Source organism: Bradyrhizobium betae (assembly GCF_004123905.1).
GTDB lineage: Bacteria > Pseudomonadota > Alphaproteobacteria > Rhizobiales > Xanthobacteraceae > Bradyrhizobium > Bradyrhizobium betae_A.
Genome location: NZ_MZXW01000021.1, coordinates 1 through 19,330, shown reverse-complemented (window position 1 = coordinate 19,330; position 19,330 = coordinate 1). Strand labels below are relative to the sequence as shown.

Below are 19,330 nucleotides of genomic sequence, written 5' to 3'. Positions count from 1 at the left end.
GATGACGACGACCTACCAGGACCGCCCGCTTGGCTCGGCCGTGCATGACGACGCAACCGAGCCTTTCTTTGCCGCGACAGCGGCCGGATCGCTACGCATCAAGGTCTGTATTTCCTGCCGCAAGCCGCACTGGTATCCGCGCGCTCTTTGCCCCTATTGCCTCGGCGACACCGAATGGCGCGAGGCGACCGGCAAGGGCGGGATCTACAGCGTCAGCGTCACCCGCCGTGCCGGCCCGATTCCTTACGCAATCGCCTACGTGCGGCTCGACGAGGGCGTGACCATGCTGAGCAACATCGTCGATTGCGATCTCGACTCCTTGCGCATCGGACAGCGGGTCCATGTCGTCTTCAAGCCAGCCGAGGACAAGGCGATGATCCCGATGTTCGCGCCCGACCAGGGCTGACGAACCGCTCCGATCTCGCTCCCAAAGGAGGCGTGCATGACACTCGATCCAAGGCTCCGGCAATCGCTTTCCTTGCCTGCCATCTGCGCGCCGATGTTCCTGGTCAGCGGCGCGGATCTCGTTCGCGAGGCGTGCAAGGCCGGCGTGATCGGCGCCCTGCCCCCGTCAGAACGCCCGCTCCTTCGAAGAGTTCGCTGGCTGGCTGCGCGCGATCCGCGAGGATTTGCGCGAACACGCCGCGCAGGCGCCGGGTCCAATTGGCCCGCTCGCCGTCAACTTGTCGGCAAAGACGCCGGAGAACGAGATCGGGAAGCACCTGGATCTCTGCGCCGAACAAGGCGTCGACATCGTCATCACTGTCGGCGGCCATCCCAAGCTCATCGTTCAGCAGGCCCATGATCGCGGAATGAAGGTGTTCCACGATATCACCAGCATCCCGTTTGCCGAACGCGCCATTGCGGCTGGCGTCGACGGCCTGATCTGCATCGGGGCCGGCGGCGGCGGTCATTCCGGCACGATCAGCCACCTGGCCTTGATCCGCAAGGTCCGCTCGATCTTTGACGGCGCGATCGTGATGGCCGGTGCCATATCCGACGGCGCCAGCATCCGCGCCGCGGAAGTGCTCGGCGCAGACCTCGCCTATCTGGGTACCCGATTCATCGCAACCCGCGAGTCCCTGGCGCCCGATGACTACAAACGCATGCTCGTCGCGCAGACGTCCGCCGGCCTGATCTACACTGGAAAGGTTGCCGGCGTGGCTGCGAACTGGCTTGTCGAATCGTTGCGCGCTGCGGGTCTCGATCCGAACGTCTTGCCCGAGCCGAAAGGCAAAGGCATGCGGCATGACCATCTGCCTGAGAGCGCAAAACCCTGGAAGACCTTGTGGAGCGCCGGTCAGGGGATCGACCTGATCGACGACATTCCTGCCGTCGCGGACCTGGTTGCTCGGCTGAAGCGGGAATATGCTCAGGCTTGCAAGATCCCCGCTATCGTCTGAACGGTTTCGGACGCCGAAGCGCTTGTGCTTAGAGCCCGAGCACCTGCCTCGCAATGATGTCGCGCTGGATTTCCGAACTCCCGCCGAAGATCGTGTTAGCGCGGCCGTTGAGATGACGGGGCACCGCGCTCAGCACGTCTTCCGGAATCAAGGGTTCGTCATCGAGCGCGTGGAGAGGACGACGGGTTTCCTCCACCAGCGCATTCTGCCCGACGATCTCGACCCCGACGCGGGTGATCGCCTGATGGACCTCACTGGCCCGCAGCTTGAGGATTGATGACACCGGTCCGGGATTGTCGCCTCTCTGCAGCGCAGACAACACCTTCAACTCGGCGAACTCGAGCGTTTGAAGGTCAAGCTCGATCTCCGACAGTTTGGTTGCGATCTCCGGGCGCGAAATCGCGTGACAGGACAGGTCGGAGTTGGCGAGTAGCCGAACTTTCTCCAGTGCATATTTTAGTTTCGGCGAGTTGACCCCGCCACCTCGCTCGAACTCCAGCAGATACTTGCCGTAAGTCCAGCCCCGCCCCTCCTCGCCGACCAGGTTGGCCAAGGGGACTTCGACGTCGTCGAAGAACACTTGGTTGACGTCGTGGTCGCCGCTGATCATCATGATCGGGCGGATGGTGATGCCGGGCGATTTCATATCAATCAGCAGGAAGCTGATGCCGTCCTGTTGCCGGGGCTCGTCGCTGGTGCGGACCAGCGCGAACATGCGATTTGCAAAATGCGCGTGCGTGGTCCAGATCTTGGTGCCGTTGACGACGTAGCGCTCCCCACGGCGGACCGCGCGCGTCTTCAGCGAAGCAAGGTCCGAGCCGGACCCCGGCTCCGAATAACCCTGGCACCAGCGGTCCTCGCCGCTGAGGATACGGGGCAGATAGAACTTCTTCTGCTCAGTGGTCCCAAAACGCATCAACACTGGCCCCACCATCTTGATGCCCATGGGCGACAGCTGCGGTGCGCCGGCGCGCGCACATTCGGATTCGAAAATCCAGCGCTGCGCCGCCGACCAGCCGGGCCCGCCATGCTCGTGCGGCCAGCCTGGCGCGACCCAGCCGCGCTCGTGCAAAGCCTTTTGCCAGGGCGCGACGATATCGGGATCGGAGAAGAAGGAGACATTCAGAAAGCTGGCGCGCCGCGACTCGGGCGAAAGATGCGCCGCAATGAAGGCTCGCACCTCATCTCTGAAGCGCAGTTCATCGGGGGTGAGTGACAGGGACATCGTTCGATCTCATTCCGGGCACGAGTTGCCGAACAAAGCGGCGTGACGCTGGAGATGGAAGTCCACGCTTCCGAATAGCGCCTCAAAGACCAGCAGGCGTTTGAAATAGAAGCCGAGATCGAGTTCGTCCGTCACGCCCATCGCGCCATGAAGCTGAACGGCTTGCTCCGCAACGTAGCGTGCGGCTCGACCGATCTTCACCTTCGCGCCCGAGGCGACGAGCGACCGCTCCGTCGCATTGGCCTCGTTCCCGATCAGCAGAGCCGCACGCGCCGCCATCGCTTGCGCCTCTTCGCATTGGATGTACATGTCGGCCAGCCTGTGCCGGATGACCTGGTTGGCGGCCAGGGGACGGCCAAACTGGTTGCGCACCTTGGTGTATGCGAGGGTCGCGTCGAACATGGCTCGCATCATGCCGGCCGCCTCAGCACCGAGTGCGGCGATCGCCCGATCCACGACGGCCTCGATCGCGGGCAGCACATCCGCACTCGTTCCGAGGCGGGCATTCGCGGGAAGCCGAACCTGTTCGAATATCAACTCCGCAACGCGGCCTCCGCCCAGGCGGGGCGCTTCGCGCAAGCGCACACCGGCCGCGTCCTTCGGTACCAGAAACAGCGCGAGGTCTCGGCCCTGCTGATCGGGCAACCGCGCCGATACGAGGTGGACGTCGGCCGAGGTGGCATCGAGGACGGCTATCTTCCGACCGTGCAGCGTCCAACCTTGGTCCTCGCTCCTCACCATGGTTCGAACCGCCGAAAGGCCCGCTCTTGCGTCCGTCTCGTAATGGGCAAACGACAGCAACCGCTCGCCGTTCATGATGGCGGGCAGTAAGGTCCCTTGTTGCTCCTCGCTGCCGCACTCCGCGATCAGCGCACCGCCCAGCAGCACCGTCGAGAGATAAGGTTCGGTCGCGAGGCCTCGGCCAAGTTCCTCCATCAGGATGGCCACTTCCGGCGGGCCTCCGCCGAAACCGCCAACCTGCTCCGCAAACGGCAGCCCGAGCCAGCCCAGTTCGGCGAAGCGGCGCCAATTGTCGCGCTTAAATCCCTCGGGAGCCTGCATCGCGCGACGACGCGCTGCCGAGTCGTAATGCTCGGCGACGAACCGTTCGATGCTATGGCGCAACATCTGTTGCGCTTCGGTGGGCGCCAAGTCCATACCTATGCTCCGCTCCTGATCATGTACCGATCTCGGTCGCTGCAGATCGGGTTAATGGAGTCGTGAGAAGCGGATCGGAAGCCGCTTCAGGCCGCCGACGAAGGATGTCTCAGTCCAAGCCGGATCACCAGTGAGGTCGATGCTGCCCACGCGCGACAACAGCTCGCGCATGAAGGCGATCATTTCGACCTTGGCGAGATACATGCCGAGGCATGCGTGGATGCCGAAGCCGAAGCCGACATGGCGGTTCGGCGTCCGGTCGGCGACGAATGCGAACGGGCGCTCGAAGGCGTCTTCGTCCCGGTTGGCGGAGGGGTAGGCCAGCAGCAGGTTATCTCCTTGCTTGATCGTCTTGCCGCGCAAGGTGTAAGTCTCGGTCGCGGTCCGGAAGAAATGCTTCACCGGAGATACCCAGCGCACCATCTCCTCGACCGCCAGCGGAATGAGATCGGGATTGCCCCTCAGCTTCTGCATCTCGGCCGGATTCTCGATCAGGGCGAGCAGACCGCCGGAGAGCGTTGCGCTGGCGGTATCGTGACCGGCGCTGGCGAGCGCCACGTAGTAGGACGAGGTCTCGAACTCGCCGATCGGCTTGCCGTCGACCTCGGCCGTCGCAATGATGCTTGCGAGGTCATCCTTCGGGTTCTGCCGCCGCTCCTGCGCTACTTCCCTGAAGAAGTTCACATAGGCGAACGTGGCGTCGATCAGGTCGCTGCCACGCTGCATCTCCGGATCGCCGCCGCCGAAATAGGCCTTGGTGATGTCGAGCAGGCGCTGACCATGCTCGTCCGGAATCCCCAGGATCAGCATGATCACCTTGAGCGGGTACCACACCGCGACGTCGTTATAGAAATCGCACTCATTGCCTTTCTGCAGCATCTGGTCGACGCTCGCGCGGGCGAGCGACCCGATGCTTTCTTCGAGGCGCCGCACCTCACGCGGCTGAAACCAGGCATGCGTGATCTTCTTGTATTTGGCATGCTCGGGATTATCCATGTGATTGATGGCGCGGACCAGCATTGGACGGCCGGCCATCGCCTCGCGCACCTTGTTCTCGAATTCGATGGACAAGATCTTGGTGCGGGGCGCGTTGATGAAGCGCTCGTTCTGGCGCTCGATCTCGATGATGTCCTGGTGCTTGCTGATGGTCCAGAATGGACGGAATCCCGACGGCTCCGTCAAATGCACCGGATCGTCCTTGCGAAGCATCGAGAACAGGACGTGCTGCCTGTCGAGAGTTCCATAGGTCTTGTGGTCAACGATCGCTTGATCCAGAGTCGCGTCCTGCATCGTGTCCTCCCCTCTTGCGCTATTCAGTTCATCCGCAGCACCGGCTTGATGGTTGCGCCGGTCTCCATGTCCTCGATGGCCCGATTGATCGCTTCGAACGGATAGAAGCTGACGATCCTGTCGAGCGGCAGCTGCCCCTGGCGGAAGAAGTCGATAAGCCGCGGCAGGAAGAGGCTGGGCACGGCATCGCCTTCGACGACGCCACGCACGGTCAACCCTCCGCCGACCAGAATGCTCGCCTCAACGGGAAACCGCGTCCCGCGCGGCGGGGCGGCGACCTGAGCGGACGAGCCGCGCTGCCGCAAGCAAGCGATCGACGCTGCGACCGCTTCCGGAACACCCGTGGTATCGAGCGAGTGATCGACACCACGGCCTTTCCCCAATGCAGCAACCGCCCTCGCCAATTCAGGTGTCCGGCCATCGATGGTATGCGTTGCTCCGAGGTCGAGCGCACGGGTAAGCCGCTCGGTGCGGACATCGACCGCGATGATCGTGCCGCAGCCCGCGAGCCTCGCGCCCATGACCCCGGCCATTCCGACGGCGCCGACGCCGAACACCGCGATCGATGCACCGGCACGGGGCGCCAGGACGTTCAGCACCGCACCCGCACCGGTTTGGATTCCGCAGCCGAGCGGAGCGAGCAGTTCCAGCGGCAGCTCCTTGTCGATCTTGACCACGTTCCGCGCAGTAGCAATGGCATGACTCGCGAACGCCGATTGCGCAAAGAAGGAACCACCGAGTTCGGCGCCACGGTAGCGAAGCCCCGACCCACCGCGCCGCTGGCCGAACAGGTTGATCATACCGAACTCGTCGCAATAGCCGGGCGCGCCGAGCTGGCATTGTCCGCACGCTCCGCATGAGCCGAAGCTCATCAGCACGTGGTCGCCCTCCGCCAGCCCAGCCACATCAGGACCAACACGTTCGATGACGCCGGCGCCCTCATGGCCGAGAACCTTGGGCAGCGGCACCGGCATGTGCTGCAGCTTCACCGCCAGATCGGTATGGCAGATGCCGCAGGCCTCGATGCGGACGAGCACCTGTCCCGGCGCGAGCTCATCGGACAGATCGCAACTAATCAGTTCGAACGGACTCTCCGGCGCAAGTGCTACTGCCGCTGTGATTTTCATGCTCGTGTCTGCTCGTTTTCTGGTCCCCGCCGAAGCTGCGGGACCGGGGTGGCGAGTCGGTTCAATGGAGTTGGTACCGGATCGGGAGTCGCTTGGGCCCGTTGACGAACCAGGAGACGGTCATTGCGCCTGCGCCGTCGAGCTCGACCGACGAAATCCGCTGCAGCAACTCTTCGAAGAGTATCCGCATCTCGAGCTTGGCAAGATACTGCCCCAGACACAGATGGGCTCCGTAGCCGAAGGCGAGATGCCGGTTCGGAGAGCGATCGATCCGGAACGCCTCCGAATCCTGAAAAACAGCTTCATCGCGATTTGCCGACGCGTAGCACAGCATGAGCCAATCGCCGCGGCTGATGGGACGGCCGCCCAGCTCGGTGTCGGCGGCCGCCGTCCGCATGAAATGCTTGACAGGCGTGCTCCAACGGATCGCCTCGTCGACGAAGCCGGGGATCAGGGCGGGATTGGCTTTCAGCTTCGCAAACTGCTCCGGATGCTCGCAAAGCGCCCACATCCCGCCTGCACTCGAAGACGACGTCGTGTCGTGACCCGCGGTCGCGATGGTCACGAAATAGCTGAGTGCATCCAGGTCGGATATCGGTTCGCCGTCGAACTGCGCATTGGCGATGACGCTGGCGAGATCGTCGGACGGGTTGACGCGCCTGTTGGTGACGACGGAAAAAAAGAACTCGCCGAATTCCGACACGACGTCCGAGAGCGCTGCGACCCCATCATTCTGTCCCTTGCGCGCGTTATCGGGATCCTTGGTGCCGAAGAACTCCTGTGTCAGACGTAGCATCTTGGGCTCGTCATCCGCATCGACGCCGAGAATGCTCATGACCACCCGCAGCGGAAAGCCCAGCGCGATGTCGGACACGAAGTCGCAATGTCCGCCGGATGCTGCGAGCCGATCCGCATAGCTCTTCGCGATGGCGCGCACGTTGCCTTCGATCGAACGCAGATTGCCAGGCGTGAACCATTTCTGCGTCAGGGCCCGGAACTTGGGATGGTCAGGGAGATCCATCTGCACCAGCGAGCGGAGCAGGCCTTTACCGCCCGTTGCCGCCTCCATCCTGGCTTCGGCCTTGCTGCTCATCAGAGCTATCGGGCGATCACTGCTGCGAAACAGCTGGTTGTTTTGGCTGACGACTTGAATATCGGTGTGGCGCGTCACGACCCAGAACGGATTGAAGCCGCGAGGGTTGGCTATCCCGAGCGGCTGGTTGGCGCGCAGCCATCGATAGGCGTCGAAGATGCGGTGATCGCCATAGGCCGCAGGATCCGTCAGCACCGCCACGATGTTCTCGGGGATGGGAAAGTTCGCCGCGCTCAACTCTGGCCCCCTCCGTTCCTCGTGCTTGCCCCGTCTACTCGGCCGCCGCGACAGCTTGTTCTTCCACGCCCCGGAGAACCTTGTCCGCGCGCAGTGTCGCAATCGCCTGAGGAGTCAGCCCCAGGAGGCGTTGCAACAGCCCTGGCCCGTCCTCGCCGAGCGCAGGCACCTTGTTCCGGACATGGGCTGCACTGTGCGCGAATCGGAATGCGGGATTGGGAATGTGCATCGGCCCGGCCCCATCATCGATCTCCTCGAGAACGCCGCGCTCCTGGATGGGGGGCAGCGTCATCGTCTCGTGGATCGTTCGGTATTGCGAGCACGGCACGCCGACCTTGGTGAGGACGGCCTCGCACTCGGCGGCCGTTCGCGACGCCGCCCAATCGTCGAGCAAGTTCATCAACTCCGACCAGTGATGCTCGCGGGCGCTGCTGGTTGCGAAACGCACGTCACTGATCCATTCGGGATGGCCGACGCCGCGCGCCAAGGCCTCGAAATTGTTCTGGCTCACGGGAGCGACGAGCAGGAAGCCATCGCTGGCTTGCGTCGGTCGATAGAGCGGCCGGCGACGCTCGGCCGGGAATTGCGCCTCCTGGCACTCGTACACCAGCATGCTGACCATGGCGTCGAGCAGGGAGACGTCGACATATTCGCCCTGTCCGGTTTTGAGCGTCCGAAATAGTGCCGCTTGAATGGCTCCGAAGGCGGTCGAGCCGCCCAGCACATCGGCGATGAAGATGCCGTTCTTCAGCGGACGCGCAATGTCGCCCTCCTGGTAATCGAGATTGGCCATGTCGTAGCCGGACGTCGCGTGCAGCACCGGCGCATAGGCGCTCCGCCCAGACCAGGATCCCTCCTGGCCAAAGCCAGAGATCGAGCAATACACCAGCTTGGGATTGAGCTTGGCGACAGCTTCGTAGTCCAACGCAAGCCGCTGCATCACGCCCGGACGATAATTCTCCACGAGCACGTCGCAATGCGGCACCAGCTCGTAGATCAGGTTGCGCGCCTCAGGCCGCTTGAGATCGAGGGCGATGCTGCTCTTGCCGGCATTGAGCTGGGCGAAATAGGCGCTTCGCCCATGCCGCAGCGGCGGCCGCAAGCGGATGTGGTCGCCCTCGGGCGGCTCGACTTTGATGACCTCGGCGCCGAGATCCGCCATCAGGCGCGTACAGTAAGGACCCGACATCATGGCGGTGAAATCGAGGACACGAATTCCGTCGAGAATCCCCGGACGGGTCGATCCGGTTACCGCTCCGGCTGCCATGTCGATGCTCATTTCAGATTGGTTTCGGACACGGCAAGGGCACCCAGCCGGCTGCCGCCAATGACGTCGAGATACGCCGTGGGCGATGCGCTCCGCACATAGCGCTCCAGATAGCCGCCGAAAGCCTCGACGCTGGCGCTGCTCATCACATACTCCTTCAGATGCGCCTCATCGGAGCGATAGAGTGATGGCGAGGCAGTCGGATGCGCACCGAACGGCGCCTCGACCACCGCATCGACCATCGCGCTCGGCAGCTTGGTCAGGTGATTGCTGCGCCGGATGGTGTCGGACGAGACGATACGATCCACGGAGACGATGACCCGCCGGGACGCCTGCGCGATCATCGCGTCGAAGAAGGGCGGCCCCAAATGCTGGACATTGCCGTGCTCGTCGGCCTGCTGCGCGTGCAGCAGGCACACATCCGGCTTGACGGCGGCGACCGCGAGCATCTTGCGCTCGCCGGGTTTGGACGGCAGCGGCCAATAATGCTCCGGCGCGAATTTCGGCAGATCGGTGCCGAGGTCGGGCACGGGCATGTAAGGCAAGTCACAAATTCCTGCCCGCAGTCCGCCGGCAATACCCGGTCCATCCAGATCGTAAACCTTGAGCGCGCCGCTCTCCGCCTGACGGCGGAAATGCGGCGCCAAGCCGAACTGCTCGAAGCTGATGAAGACGCAGACGGTGGAGGCGGCACACCCCGCACCGATCAGCATGTCCGGCGCGATCGAGCCTGGCGCCGGGATGAGGTGCAGGTCGCGCGCACCTTTACGGATCAACGCCCGCACCAGCGCCATCGGTTGCGAGTTGAAGATCCAGCCGCCGAGCGCAACTTTGGCTCCATCCTGGATCTCGGCGACGGCCTCGTCGGCAGAAACGATCTTGCTCTTTGTCATGGGACTTCAGCTTGCCTGTCGGTCTGATTGGGAGGACGCCTGCCGTAGGTTCAGGGAAATTTGCGCCGAAGATCGCCGCGGCGGTCGACATGCTTGCGCAGCAGCGCGAGCTCCTGATCGGTGGGCATGGTCGTCACCGGCGGCGAGCTGTCCATGACGACGTCGAAGGCCGTGCAGTCGCGGATCTGCTCCAGCGTCACCCCCGGACCGATCGACTTCACGCGCATGGCCTTGCTGCCGGGCGCAAAATCAAACACGCCCAACGGCGAGAGCACCAATTTCGGCCCGCCCGGCGGCAAGCCCATGCGCTCGCGGGAATCGCCGCCTTCCATGTGACCGGGTCCGCACAGGAAATCGACCCGCGGCACGAACGCGCTGCGGTCATGACGGGTCAGGCACACATAGAAGCGCTTGGCGAGACCGCAGAGCGCACTAATACCGACGGTTCCGGGGCCGCGGACACGCGGCTTGCGCTGGTCGCCGACCACGACCGTGTTGATGTTACCGAAGCGGTCGACCTGCAGCGCGGACAGGATGGCAAAATCGAAGAAGTGGACCTTCCAGTCGATGAAGTCGATCATGACCGGCAGATCCATCCATGCTTCTGCCGACTCGACGTTTTCGTAGTCAGCAGTGGACAACAGGTGATCGCGGGTCGGATTGACCATGCCGCCCGGACCGGAAATCCACCATAGCCGCGGCGCCTGCATGCGCCGCGCGAGGTTGCAGGCGGCGAGCTGGATGTCGGAGTTGGTCCCGATAATGACCTTCTCGCCGTCGGCCATGTCGCGCGCCAGCAACACCGCCAGCGTCTCACCGAGGGATGGATTTGCGGACATTTGCGTTTCCGACCTATTGGTTGAACCATTGCCACAGTATCGACGCGCGCCCCCGATGTCAACGGAGCAAGGGCCGGCGCGAGGCCGCGCACCGGTTCGCATCCGGCAGTTCGGACGTGGGCCATCACCCGCCGGGATGGGCGGGGCTGCATTCATTCCGAAGTGGATTTGTGTGGGACTAGCCGCGCGAACGACAGGCGACCCGGTTTGCGCGGTGTGAAGGATTTAGCGCTGGGCGGCCGGTGGATTCCGGCGGGCGCGTGAAGCGGCTTTGGCCGCCGGCGCGCCTTCAGCAGCCTGAATACGCGACATGTAGCTTCGCTGCAGCCGTTTCAGGCAGGATTCCATTTCGGCCACGGCGGCGTCGGCATCGCCCGCCGCGAAGTGCTCCATGAATCGGCGACGCGAGGGCAACACGAAGCTGTTGTCGTACTCGCCGATCCGCTGCACGAAATGAGCGAGCACGTCGAGCACGCCGTTCATGACAATGACCATGATCGGATTGTCGGTAAGGCGCGCGAGCATCCTGTGGAACTCGATGTGCCGCTCCGCGCGGCTGGCGAAATCGCCGCGCCGTCGCGCTTCCTGCGCCTCATCGATATTGCGGTTCAGCATGTCGATATCGGCGGCCGTTGCACGCCGGCAGGCTTCCCGCACCACGATCGATTCGAGCCAGATACGGGCCTCGGTCAATTGCGCCGGCTGGATGGTGCCGACGTGGTACATGTCCATCAGCCCGGTCGCGATCGCTTCGCCACTGTGCTGGCTGATGAAGGCGCCGCCACGAGCCCCTTTCTGCAACCGGATCAGCCCGGCATGCTCGAGCGAGCGCAAGGCTTCGCGAAGCGTGTTGCGGGAGACGCCAAACTGCTCCGACAGCGCCCGCTCGGACGGCAGGCGGCTGCCGACCGCAAGCCTGCCGGAGGCGAGCTCGGTGCGGATCTGGGCAGCGATCTCGTCGAACGCGCGCGACGAGCGGATTCGCTGGAACTGTGCCAGCGGCGCAGCCTCGGCGCTGGATTTGGCTGGCAATTGTGAAGCGCTCATATCAACCCGGATGTTCGACAGATAACGACATATAGGCGAAGCCGACGATTCCCGCCAGTTGGGCGCTGCCATTGACCCACAGCTTGTACAAAAGTAGAATGGTTGAACCAAAATCCAAAGAGAGATCGCGGGATGCTGCGGGAGTTGCCGTCGGACGAGGATCGCCAGATCCTGCAAGAAGCCGTCCGCGGATTTTTTGCGGACCTGTCGGACAGGGCAGTCGTGGTGACGGCGCAACTCTGGAAGCAACTGGCCGCCCAGGGACTGACCCAGATTGCCGCGTCCCCCGCCGAAGGCGGTTTGCGCGAGATCGTGCTGGTCCAACTAGAGGCCGGCCGGGCCGCCTGCCCGGCACCGCTCGCGGATGCAGGCTTGGTCAACCTCATGCAGCCTGCGGCTCGGAACGAGTCCCCCGCCCTGCGTGCGTTCCTGGATGACCTCCATGCCGGCGAGGCGATGACGGCCCTGTCTTTCGCAAGCTTCGATCATGATGGAGCCGCGGGCTGGGCGCAACTGCAAGGTGGCAACCTGAATGCGGAGTTGGCCTTCATCGAATCCGCAGACATCGTCACACATCTCGCCGTGTTCGTGCCGGGGCCGGCGCTAGTGATCGTCAAGACCGGAGAAGGCGTCACCGCTGAGCCGACCCCGATGATGGGAAAGCCGGGCTGGTGGCGGGTCAGGATCGACGCACCCCCGCTCGCGACCGTTCCGTTCACCGAACGCGAGGTCCGGGATCTGCTCGCAGTCGCGGCCGTGGCAGAAGACGCGCGGGCCTTCGGTGCGGCTCAGCGTGCATTCGAACAGGTCGTCGCCTATGCCGGCGAGCGCTGCCAGTTCGGGCAACCCATCGGGCGTTTCCAGGCCATCCAGCACAAGCTCGCGAACTGCCACATCGCATTGCGCGCGGTCCAGCTCACGATCGCGAATGCGGCCGCTCAATACGACCTCGAAGCCGCACCATGGCGCTGGTTCGCGGCTGCGGCCCTGGCGACCGCCGCAAGTTCGCTTCGCCGGGTGTCGCTCGAGACCCACCACGCCTTCGGCGCGATCGGCTACAGCGAGGAGCACGAGGCTCCCCGCCACTTCAGGCAGGTGCATGTCGGCGTGCTTCGCTACGGCGGCCAGCGCTCGCCGGTCGAGCAACTGGCGAGCCATTTTCTCGATCGCGACGGCGACGTCCGGTTTCCGGAGTACGATCTGGGACCAGCGGGGAATGCCTTCCGTCGTGAAGTCCGTGCCTGGCTCGATACGCATTGGTCGGGCGAGCGCCGCGACAGGCATGAGCAGCTCTCGTTCGCTGAACGGGAATATGACCGCGAGTTCGCCCGAGCGCTCGGTGCGACCGGCTGGATCGGCCTGAATTGGCCGAAGCGATTCGGCGGTCAGGAGCGTGGCGCTTTCGAGCAGCTTGCCTTCATGGAGGAAATGGAGCGCTCCGGAGCACCGCGGGCCGGTGCGCCCGTGCAGGCTGCCATGCTCCAGGTCTACGGCACTCCCGAGCAGCAGCAGCGCTATCTGCCGGAAATCCTCCACGGCGAAGCGATCTACGGCATGGGTTACAGTGAGCCTCAGGCGGGCTCCGATCTGGCATCGCTGAAGACGCGCGCCGTTCGCGACGGCGACCACTATGTGATCAATGGGCAGAAGATCTGGACCACGACCTATTGGGGCGAGTACATGCTCCTCGCGACCCGGACCGATCCGAATGCATCGCCGCCTCATGCCGGGATCACCATGTTCATCGTTCCGATGACGACATCCGGCATCATCATCCGCCCCTCCGAGACCATGTATGGCGGCACCTTCGCCAATGTCTTCTATGACGAGGTGCGGGTACCCGCCGAAAACCGCATCGGCGCCGAAGGCGAAGGCTGGAAGGTCCTCACGGGGGCCCTCGCGACCGAACGCGGCTTCATCGGCGGTGGCATCGTCTTGAAGGTTGCCCACATGTTCGAGCTGTTGTGTGAATATATCCGCACCGCCGAACGTCACGGCAGGCCGATGCGGCGCGATCCGCTGGTGCGCGCCAGGGTCGGGGCGCTGGCGGCCGAGATCGAGGCCGGCCGGCGCATGATGGTCCATTGCGCCGAGCAGGTGGACAAGGGCGAGACGCCGCCGGACGAGGCGGCGGTCAGCAAAGTCTATTCCGGCGAGCTGATGGAGCGTTTCGGGGAGATCGCGCTGGACCTCTTGGGGCCGGAGGCGCTGCTCAGCGAGCACAGCCCGGGTGCAATCCTGCGCGGGCGGATCGAGCAGATGCTCCGGCATTCGCTGATGTGGGTGATCAGCATCGGCACCAATGAAATCCAGCGCAGCCTGATCGCCCAACGCGGGCTCGGACTGCCGCGATAGCTTGGAGGTGACATGTGACCACAGCCCGTCCCCAGCTCCCGCCGCCGCGCCCGCGAGCGCCAGGCGCGCCCTCCCCGCTTCAAGGCTTGCGCGTCATCGACTTCTCACACTTCATCGCGGGACCCATGTGCACGCTCTTCCTTGCGGATATGGGCGCCGAGGTGATCAAGATCGAGAACGCTGCGAACGGCGACGATTTTCGCCGCTTCCAACCTCACCTCGGCGGTGAGGGCGTGCCGTTCCTCTGGGTCAATCGCAACAAGAAGGGCATTGCGCTCGATCTCACCAATGAGGCTGCGCAAAAAATCGCGGTTGAGCTCGTGGCGTCGGCCGACATCCTGGTGGAGAATTTCTCGCGCGGGGTGATGGAGCGGTTCGGCCTCGGCTACGACGCGATGCATGAACGCAACCCTCGCCTGATCTATTGCAGCGTCTCGGCCTATGGCCGCGACGGGGCAATGGCCGATCGCCTGGGCTTCGATCCTGTCATCCAGGCGGAGACCGGCTTCATGTCGATGAACGGTTTTCCGGATCAGGAAGGCGTTCGCACCGGCCCTGCGGTCATGGACATCTCAACCGGCATGACAGCCGCGATTGCGGTGCTCGGCGCGCTCGCCGCACGCCAGAGCACGGGACGTGGGCAGCGGGTCGAGACAGCGTTGTTCGACACTGCCGCGCTGATGCTCGGCTTTCATGCCATGAATTATCTCGCGACGGGCCGCAATCCGACGCGCGCCGGCAACCGCAGCGCCGACAGCACCCCGACCGGCACCTTCCAGACTGCAGACGGCCCGCTCTACATCACCTGCGCGAATGATCGGACCTACCGGCGCCTCGTCACCAACGCGCTGCAACGGCCCGGACTGGCCGAGGATCCGCGCTTCCTGAGCAATCGCGACCGGATGGCGCATCGCGAGGAGTTGACCGCCATCATCGAAGGGATTCTCGCCAGCGATTCCAGCGAACGATGGGCCGCAAAAATGAAGGCCGCAGGCGTCCCGTCCGGCGTCGTCAGAACCGTCGAGGGTGCCTTCAGCTCCTTCGAAATGGCCGAGCGTGCGCTCGCGTCGTCCATTGCGCATCCGACGGCAGGCGAGATACCAAACATCTCATCCCCATTGCGCTTCAGCGAAACGCCCATCCTCGATCCCGTCGCTGCCCCTACTCTCGGACAGCATACGGCGGAGGTGCTGGAGCGCGTGCTCGGTTATGGACCCGAACGCGTCGCTGAGCTGACAGCGGCGGGCGCATTCGGAACCGCAAGCTGACGCGAAAGCGATGGCCACCGGAGCGCGCTGCACTCCGGCGCTCACGCCGATGATCAGATGCGGCGGCCCGCGTCCTTCCAGAAGGGATCCTTGAGCCGACGTTTGAAGATTTTTCCGCTTTCCTCGCGCGGAAGCGCGGCATGGAAGTCGATCCGGCGCGGCACCTTGTACTTGGCGATCCGCTCAGCGAGATAGGCGCGAACCATGTCCGTCGTCAGCTCGGATCCCGGCTCCGCCTCGATCGCAGCGGCAAGCGACTCACCGAATTCCTCATCGGGAATGCCGAACACGGCGCAATCCCGGACGCCCGGACATTGGATCAGCGCCGTTTCGATCTCCGCCGGATAGATATTCACGCCCGCCGAGATCACCATGTCCGACCGCCGATCGCACAGATAGAGCCGGCCGTCCTTGAGATAGCCGACGTCGCCGACGCTGATCAGCCCGTCACGCTCGACCGATTTGCGCTTGGCCGCGTCGTTGAGATAAACGAAATCCGCCAGCGAATCCTGCCGGACATAGATTTCGCCGATTTCGCCGGGCCCGACGGGCTGGCCGTCCTCACCATAGAGCGCGATCCGCGCGCCGGGCGTGGGGCGCCCGACGCTACCGGAATGCGCCAGCCAGTCCTCCGGCGTGCTCAGCATCACCGCACCAACCTCGGTGCCGCCATAGGTCTCGTAGATGACCGGCCCCCACCAGTCCATCAGCGCCTTCTTGATTTCCGGTGCACAGGGCGCACCAGTGTGGATCACCCAGCGAAGCGAGCTCACATCGTGGCGGCGGCGTATCTCTTCCGGCAGGCGCATCAGACGCACGAACATGGTGGGCACCATGACGGCATGCGTGATGCGCTCTCGCTCGATTATCGCCAAGGTGTCTTCGGGCTCGAACTTCGATTGAAACGCGATCAATTCGGCCTGAGTGATGGCCTGACGCAAGCAGGCGTTGGGAGACGCATGGTAGAGCGGCCCGCCGATCAGGACACGAACGCCGGGCGTGATGCCGTAGACCGATCGCATCAACTCGCCATACGCTTTGGTCTGTTCGGGTGTCGCCGGCTCGCGCTTGACGCCTTTCGGATGTCCCGTCGTGCCCGACGTGTAGATCAGTGTGGCGCGGCTGCGTGGCGGGGCAGCGCTCCAGGGCTGGAATTCCGCCAGCCAGTCCGGCCAGCTGCGGTCCGTTGCTATCGGTGTTTCGGCACCCGCTGAAACGCCGAACTGCCGGATGAGTTCTGGCGGCGTCGGCACGCTCAGCACCTGAATGTCGCTCAATATCTCCCGGAGCTCATCGCGTGCGGCCGCGAGGAGGTCCGCATGGGCCACCAACACTTTTGGCTTCGCATCCTTGAGGATGTAGCCGATCTCCTGCGCCCGGCCGTGCCAGTTGATCGGCACGCAATAGGCGCCGATCAGGGCGGCGGCCTGTGTCGCCTCGACGAAGGCGAAGTCGTTGCGCAACAGCAGCGCGACAGTGTCGCCCTCGGCAACGCCGCAAGCTTGCAGCCCGGTGGCGGCACGCGCGGCGTTGCTCAGCACTTCGTCGCGGGCGCGTGACGTTCGATCGAGAAAGATCAGTGGCGAAGTCATCATTCCTCAAACAATGTTCGGGACATCGAGCGCTTCTGGTGAAGCGGGTGGGTTTTTGCGACAGACCCAAGGGGCTACGGTGTCGGCAGCTTGCAATCCGGATTGGGGGCCTCCGACATCAATTCTGCCGCCTTCATCGAGCGGACGATCTTGAAATAGTCCCAGGGTCCTTTTGATTCTTCCGGCGATTTGACCTGGACCAGGAACATGTCGCGCAGGACGCGGCCATCTGCGCGGATCCTGGCGGATGGCGTCGTGAGGTCCGAGATCGGCAACTCATGCATCTTCTTTGCCACTTCGGAGCCGGATGTTGTGCCTGCCGCCTTGACGGCCTTCAGGTAGTGCGTGACCGAGCTATAGACTCCCGCCTGGAGTGCGGATGGCGGTCGCCCCATCTTCTCGCGGAAGCGCCTTGCGAAGCTGCGGGTATTGTCGTCGGTATCCCAATAGAATGCCGTCGTCGTATAGATGCCCTTCATACGGTCGAGCCCGAGGCTGTGCACGTCGGACTCGAACAGCATCAGGCCCGCGATGCGAATACCCTTCTGCAGCAGGCCGAACTCGACCGCATTCTCGATGAGAAGCACCCCATCATGACCGGCAAAGGACGAGGCAATCGCGTCGGGCCGCGCTTCCTCCGCCGCCAGAAGCAGCGAGGCATAATCCGAGGTCCCTATCGCCGCGCGCCGCGTGCCGACCAGTTGCCCGCCGGTCTCCTTCACAGCGTCCGCGACCGCGCGCTCCATCTGATGTCCGAAGGAGTAGTCGGGCCCGATCGCGAACCACTTCTTCACACCGGATTCCGCCGCAGTCAGAACGGGGGCGCGAGGAAGCACGGTGGTATCGAACGTCCACACAAATCCGGTCGGTGAGCACGACTTGCCGTAGAGATCCAGTGTCCCGGAGCCCGAAATCAGAGCGATCCTCCCCTTGGTTTTGGCGAGATTTTGGACGCCGAGAGCGATGGTGGATACGGGAATGTCGGCGATGGCCTCCACATGCTCCTCATCGAACCAGCGCCGGGCGACGGTCAGGCCGACGTCGGGCTTCAACTGGTGGTCGGCCGAGACGATCTCGATCGGCCGACCGAGAACAGCGCCGCCGGCATCGCTGGCCGCGAGTTCCGCAGCAACAACGGAGCCGCGCCCAACCGTATCGGCGATGACGCCCGACATATCGGTCAAGACACCGATCTTGAGCGGCTCGCCGAGCGCCAAGCCGCTCGACAAGAACAAGCCCGCGAGCGCAGCAATGCCTCGTCTTGCCATGGATCGCTATCCTCCTATTATTGGTTGGACCATTGATACAACGTGGCCAGGATTGCTGCAAGCCTGAATGGTTGAACCTTTGCGACACGCTAAATGGGGCTTAACCAGATGACCGGCTGGCGTTGGCACAGCCGGCGACGAGTCTGCTCGATGGAAGGGAGGATCTAGTGACCGGCGTGTTCCAGGGCCTGAAAGTCATCGACAGCGCCACCTTCGTCGCCGGCCCGGCCGCAGCGGTGATCCTCGCGGATTTCGGCGCGGACGTCGTCAAGGTCGAGCCGGTCGGCGCCGGAGATCCGCAACGCGTCCTCGGCCGTCTCCCGAACCTGCCGAAGGCCGATTACAATTACGCCTGGACGATTGCCTCGCGCAGCAAACGTGCGCTGGCGCTGGACCTCAAGAACGAGGCCAGCCGAACGATCCTGGCACAGCTCGTAAGTTCGGCCGATGTCTTCATCACCAACCAGTCCCCGGCCTCGCGCACCCGGCTCGGCATCAGCTACGAGCAGCTTTCGCGGGTCAATCCGCGTCTCGTCTATGCGGCGCTCACCGGCTACGGCGAGACGGGCCCCGAAGCAGAGAGACCGGGATTCGACGCCCACGCCTACTGGGCTCGATCGGGATTGGCGACAACGTGCGGCCTGATGGAGAGAGTCCTCCTGCATCGCCTACTCTGGGAATGGGCGATCAGCCGACGGCCGTCACGCTCTACGCCGGCATCGTCACCGCGCTTCTACACCGGGAGCGAACCGGGCGAGGCAGTTGCGTCACGACCTCACTGCTCGCCAACGGAGCGTGGTCGAACGCGGCGTCGATTCAGGCTGTCCTGTGCGGTGGCGAAATCCAGTACCGCCTGCCGCGGACGGCGGCCCGGAACGCTTTAACATGTTTTTATCGCTGTGCCGACGACCGCTAGTTCATGATCAGCCTGGTGCAGGAGAACGCGACTGGCCGCGCTTCTGCAGTGCCGTCGGCCTCCCCGCCTTGATCGAGGACCCACGCTTCTCGGCGCTTGCATCGCGCACGCGATGTCAACGGCAGCGGTCAGCTTGCGACGTGCAGGCAGCGTTCATCCGCTCAATTCGTATTTTGATAAGTTGAGCGACGTTCAACGCGCGACAACTTTCGTCTGCCTTCGACCGATTCCGTTGAAAAAGGGAAACAGTAATCGGATGTATTGGCGTCAGCGCGATGCGGCCCAATGGCTTTGGCGGTTTCTACCCCAAGGTGGGCATTGGGATCAGCTTGGCCATCTTGCGAAGGTTCTG

At 63.8% G+C, this 19,330-nt stretch carries 17 protein-coding genes and 1 pseudogene; 6 read left to right on the top strand and 12 right to left on the bottom strand.

From position 1 onward, the window contains the following. Nucleotide 1 precedes the first annotated feature (1 nt). Complete coding sequence (locus B5V03_RS18320; RefSeq protein ID WP_129271809.1) at nucleotides 2–406, top strand: Zn-ribbon domain-containing OB-fold protein; 405 nt, start codon at nucleotides 2–4, stop codon at nucleotides 404–406. 223 nt (nucleotides 407–629) lie between these two features. Further along, the gene (locus B5V03_RS18315) at nucleotides 630–1,403 is read left to right on the top strand and encodes an NAD(P)H-dependent flavin oxidoreductase (RefSeq protein WP_349643396.1); all 774 of its coding nucleotides are present in this window, start codon (nucleotides 630–632) and stop codon (nucleotides 1,401–1,403) included. A 28-nt stretch (nucleotides 1,404–1,431) separates the two neighbouring features. Here the strand turns inward: B5V03_RS18315 and B5V03_RS18310 are convergent, their stop codons facing one another. The 9 genes from B5V03_RS18310 to B5V03_RS18270 form a co-directional block, all read right to left on the bottom strand. Then, nucleotides 1,432–2,628: an acyl-CoA dehydrogenase family protein gene (locus B5V03_RS18310; protein WP_129271808.1), complete on the bottom strand. Its 1,197-nt coding sequence runs from the start codon at nucleotides 2,626–2,628 to the stop codon at nucleotides 1,432–1,434. 9 nt (nucleotides 2,629–2,637) lie between these two features. Next, the gene (locus B5V03_RS18305; protein ID WP_129271807.1) at nucleotides 2,638–3,786 is read right to left on the bottom strand and encodes an acyl-CoA dehydrogenase family protein; all 1,149 of its coding nucleotides are present in this window, start codon (nucleotides 3,784–3,786) and stop codon (nucleotides 2,638–2,640) included. Between the two features lie 51 nt (nucleotides 3,787–3,837). Then, nucleotides 3,838–5,076: a cytochrome P450 gene (locus B5V03_RS18300; protein WP_129271806.1), complete on the bottom strand. Its 1,239-nt coding sequence runs from the start codon at nucleotides 5,074–5,076 to the stop codon at nucleotides 3,838–3,840. A 23-nt stretch (nucleotides 5,077–5,099) separates the two neighbouring features. After that, complete coding sequence (locus tag B5V03_RS18295) at nucleotides 5,100–6,203, bottom strand: NAD(P)-dependent alcohol dehydrogenase (protein WP_129271805.1); 1,104 nt, start codon at nucleotides 6,201–6,203, stop codon at nucleotides 5,100–5,102. Nucleotides 6,204–6,264: 61 nt separating this feature from the next. After that, nucleotides 6,265–7,533, bottom strand: coding sequence for a cytochrome P450 (locus tag B5V03_RS18290; protein ID WP_129271804.1), 1,269 nt, complete (start codon nucleotides 7,531–7,533; stop codon nucleotides 6,265–6,267). A 34-nt stretch (nucleotides 7,534–7,567) separates the two neighbouring features. Next, on the bottom strand, nucleotides 7,568–8,800 hold the full coding sequence (locus B5V03_RS18285; RefSeq protein WP_245502260.1) for a CaiB/BaiF CoA transferase family protein: 1,233 nt from the start codon (nucleotides 8,798–8,800) through the stop codon (nucleotides 7,568–7,570). A gap of 8 nt (nucleotides 8,801–8,808) precedes the next feature. Beyond that, nucleotides 8,809–9,693: a CoA transferase subunit A gene (locus B5V03_RS18280; RefSeq protein WP_129271802.1), complete on the bottom strand. Its 885-nt coding sequence runs from the start codon at nucleotides 9,691–9,693 to the stop codon at nucleotides 8,809–8,811. A 50-nt stretch (nucleotides 9,694–9,743) separates the two neighbouring features. Continuing rightward, entirely contained in the window at nucleotides 9,744–10,496 is a 753-nt protein-coding gene (locus B5V03_RS18275; RefSeq protein ID WP_245502259.1) for a CoA-transferase, read from the bottom strand. Between the two features lie 261 nt (nucleotides 10,497–10,757). Further along, nucleotides 10,758–11,651, bottom strand: a complete 894-nt coding sequence (locus tag B5V03_RS18270) for a FadR/GntR family transcriptional regulator (RefSeq protein ID WP_245502258.1) — start codon at nucleotides 11,649–11,651, stop codon at nucleotides 10,758–10,760. A gap of 60 nt (nucleotides 11,652–11,711) precedes the next feature. Between B5V03_RS18270 and B5V03_RS42740 the strand changes: the two genes are divergently transcribed. Both B5V03_RS42740 and B5V03_RS18260 read left to right on the top strand, forming a co-directional pair. Then, entirely contained in the window at nucleotides 11,712–13,934 is a 2,223-nt protein-coding gene (locus tag B5V03_RS42740) for an acyl-CoA dehydrogenase (protein WP_129271800.1), read from the top strand. A 14-nt stretch (nucleotides 13,935–13,948) separates the two neighbouring features. Next, nucleotides 13,949–15,202, top strand: coding sequence for a CaiB/BaiF CoA transferase family protein (locus B5V03_RS18260; protein ID WP_129271799.1), 1,254 nt, complete (start codon nucleotides 13,949–13,951; stop codon nucleotides 15,200–15,202). A 53-nt stretch (nucleotides 15,203–15,255) separates the two neighbouring features. On the opposite strand, the gene B5V03_RS18255 is transcribed toward B5V03_RS18260, so the two are convergent. Both B5V03_RS18255 and B5V03_RS18250 read right to left on the bottom strand, forming a co-directional pair. After that, entirely contained in the window at nucleotides 15,256–16,794 is a 1,539-nt protein-coding gene (locus tag B5V03_RS18255) for an acyl-CoA synthetase (RefSeq protein ID WP_129271798.1), read from the bottom strand. Nucleotides 16,795–16,868: 74 nt separating this feature from the next. Then, complete coding sequence (locus tag B5V03_RS18250) at nucleotides 16,869–18,062, bottom strand: ABC transporter substrate-binding protein (RefSeq protein ID WP_129271797.1); 1,194 nt, start codon at nucleotides 18,060–18,062, stop codon at nucleotides 16,869–16,871. Nucleotides 18,063–18,229: 167 nt separating this feature from the next. Here B5V03_RS18250 and B5V03_RS18245 point away from each other — a divergent pair. Continuing rightward, nucleotides 18,230–18,703, top strand: a pseudogene (locus B5V03_RS18245) (CoA transferase); the annotation flags it as partial. A 38-nt stretch (nucleotides 18,704–18,741) separates the two neighbouring features. Next, nucleotides 18,742–18,978 (top strand): CoA transferase, encoded by a 237-nt coding sequence (locus B5V03_RS43035; protein ID WP_129271796.1) that lies wholly within the window; start codon nucleotides 18,742–18,744, stop codon nucleotides 18,976–18,978. A 161-nt stretch (nucleotides 18,979–19,139) separates the two neighbouring features. Here B5V03_RS43035 and B5V03_RS42040 read toward each other — a convergent pair. Then, on the bottom strand, nucleotides 19,140–19,330 hold a 191-nt coding region (locus tag B5V03_RS42040; protein WP_206736161.1), incomplete at its 5' end, for a hypothetical protein.

Excerpts from the sequence above, each read along its gene's own strand:
- B5V03_RS18320 (WP_129271809.1), top strand. The coding sequence starts at position 2 with ATGACGACGACCTACCAGGACCGCCCGCTTGGCTCGGCCGTGCATGAC.
- B5V03_RS18310 (WP_129271808.1), bottom strand. The coding sequence starts at position 2,628 with ATGTCCCTGTCACTCACCCCCGATGAACTGCGCTTCAGAGATGAGGTG.
- B5V03_RS18305 (WP_129271807.1), bottom strand. The coding sequence starts at position 3,786 with ATGGACTTGGCGCCCACCGAAGCGCAACAGATGTTGCGCCATAGCATC.
- B5V03_RS18300 (WP_129271806.1), bottom strand. The coding sequence starts at position 5,076 with ATGCAGGACGCGACTCTGGATCAAGCGATCGTTGACCACAAGACCTAT.
- B5V03_RS18295 (WP_129271805.1), bottom strand. The coding sequence starts at position 6,203 with ATGAAAATCACAGCGGCAGTAGCACTTGCGCCGGAGAGTCCGTTCGAA.
- B5V03_RS18285 (WP_245502260.1), bottom strand. The coding sequence starts at position 8,800 with ATGGCAGCCGGAGCGGTAACCGGATCGACCCGTCCGGGGATTCTCGAC.
- B5V03_RS18280 (WP_129271802.1), bottom strand. The coding sequence starts at position 9,693 with ATGACAAAGAGCAAGATCGTTTCTGCCGACGAGGCCGTCGCCGAGATC.
- B5V03_RS18270 (WP_245502258.1), bottom strand. The coding sequence starts at position 11,651 with ATGGCAGCGCCCAACTGGCGGGAATCGTCGGCTTCGCCTATATGTCGT.
- B5V03_RS42740 (WP_129271800.1), top strand. The coding sequence starts at position 11,712 with ATGCTGCGGGAGTTGCCGTCGGACGAGGATCGCCAGATCCTGCAAGAA.
- B5V03_RS18255 (WP_129271798.1), bottom strand. The coding sequence starts at position 16,794 with ATGACTTCGCCACTGATCTTTCTCGATCGAACGTCACGCGCCCGCGAC.
- B5V03_RS18250 (WP_129271797.1), bottom strand. The coding sequence starts at position 18,062 with ATGGCAAGACGAGGCATTGCTGCGCTCGCGGGCTTGTTCTTGTCGAGC.
- B5V03_RS43035 (WP_129271796.1), top strand. The coding sequence starts at position 18,742 with ATGGGCGATCAGCCGACGGCCGTCACGCTCTACGCCGGCATCGTCACC.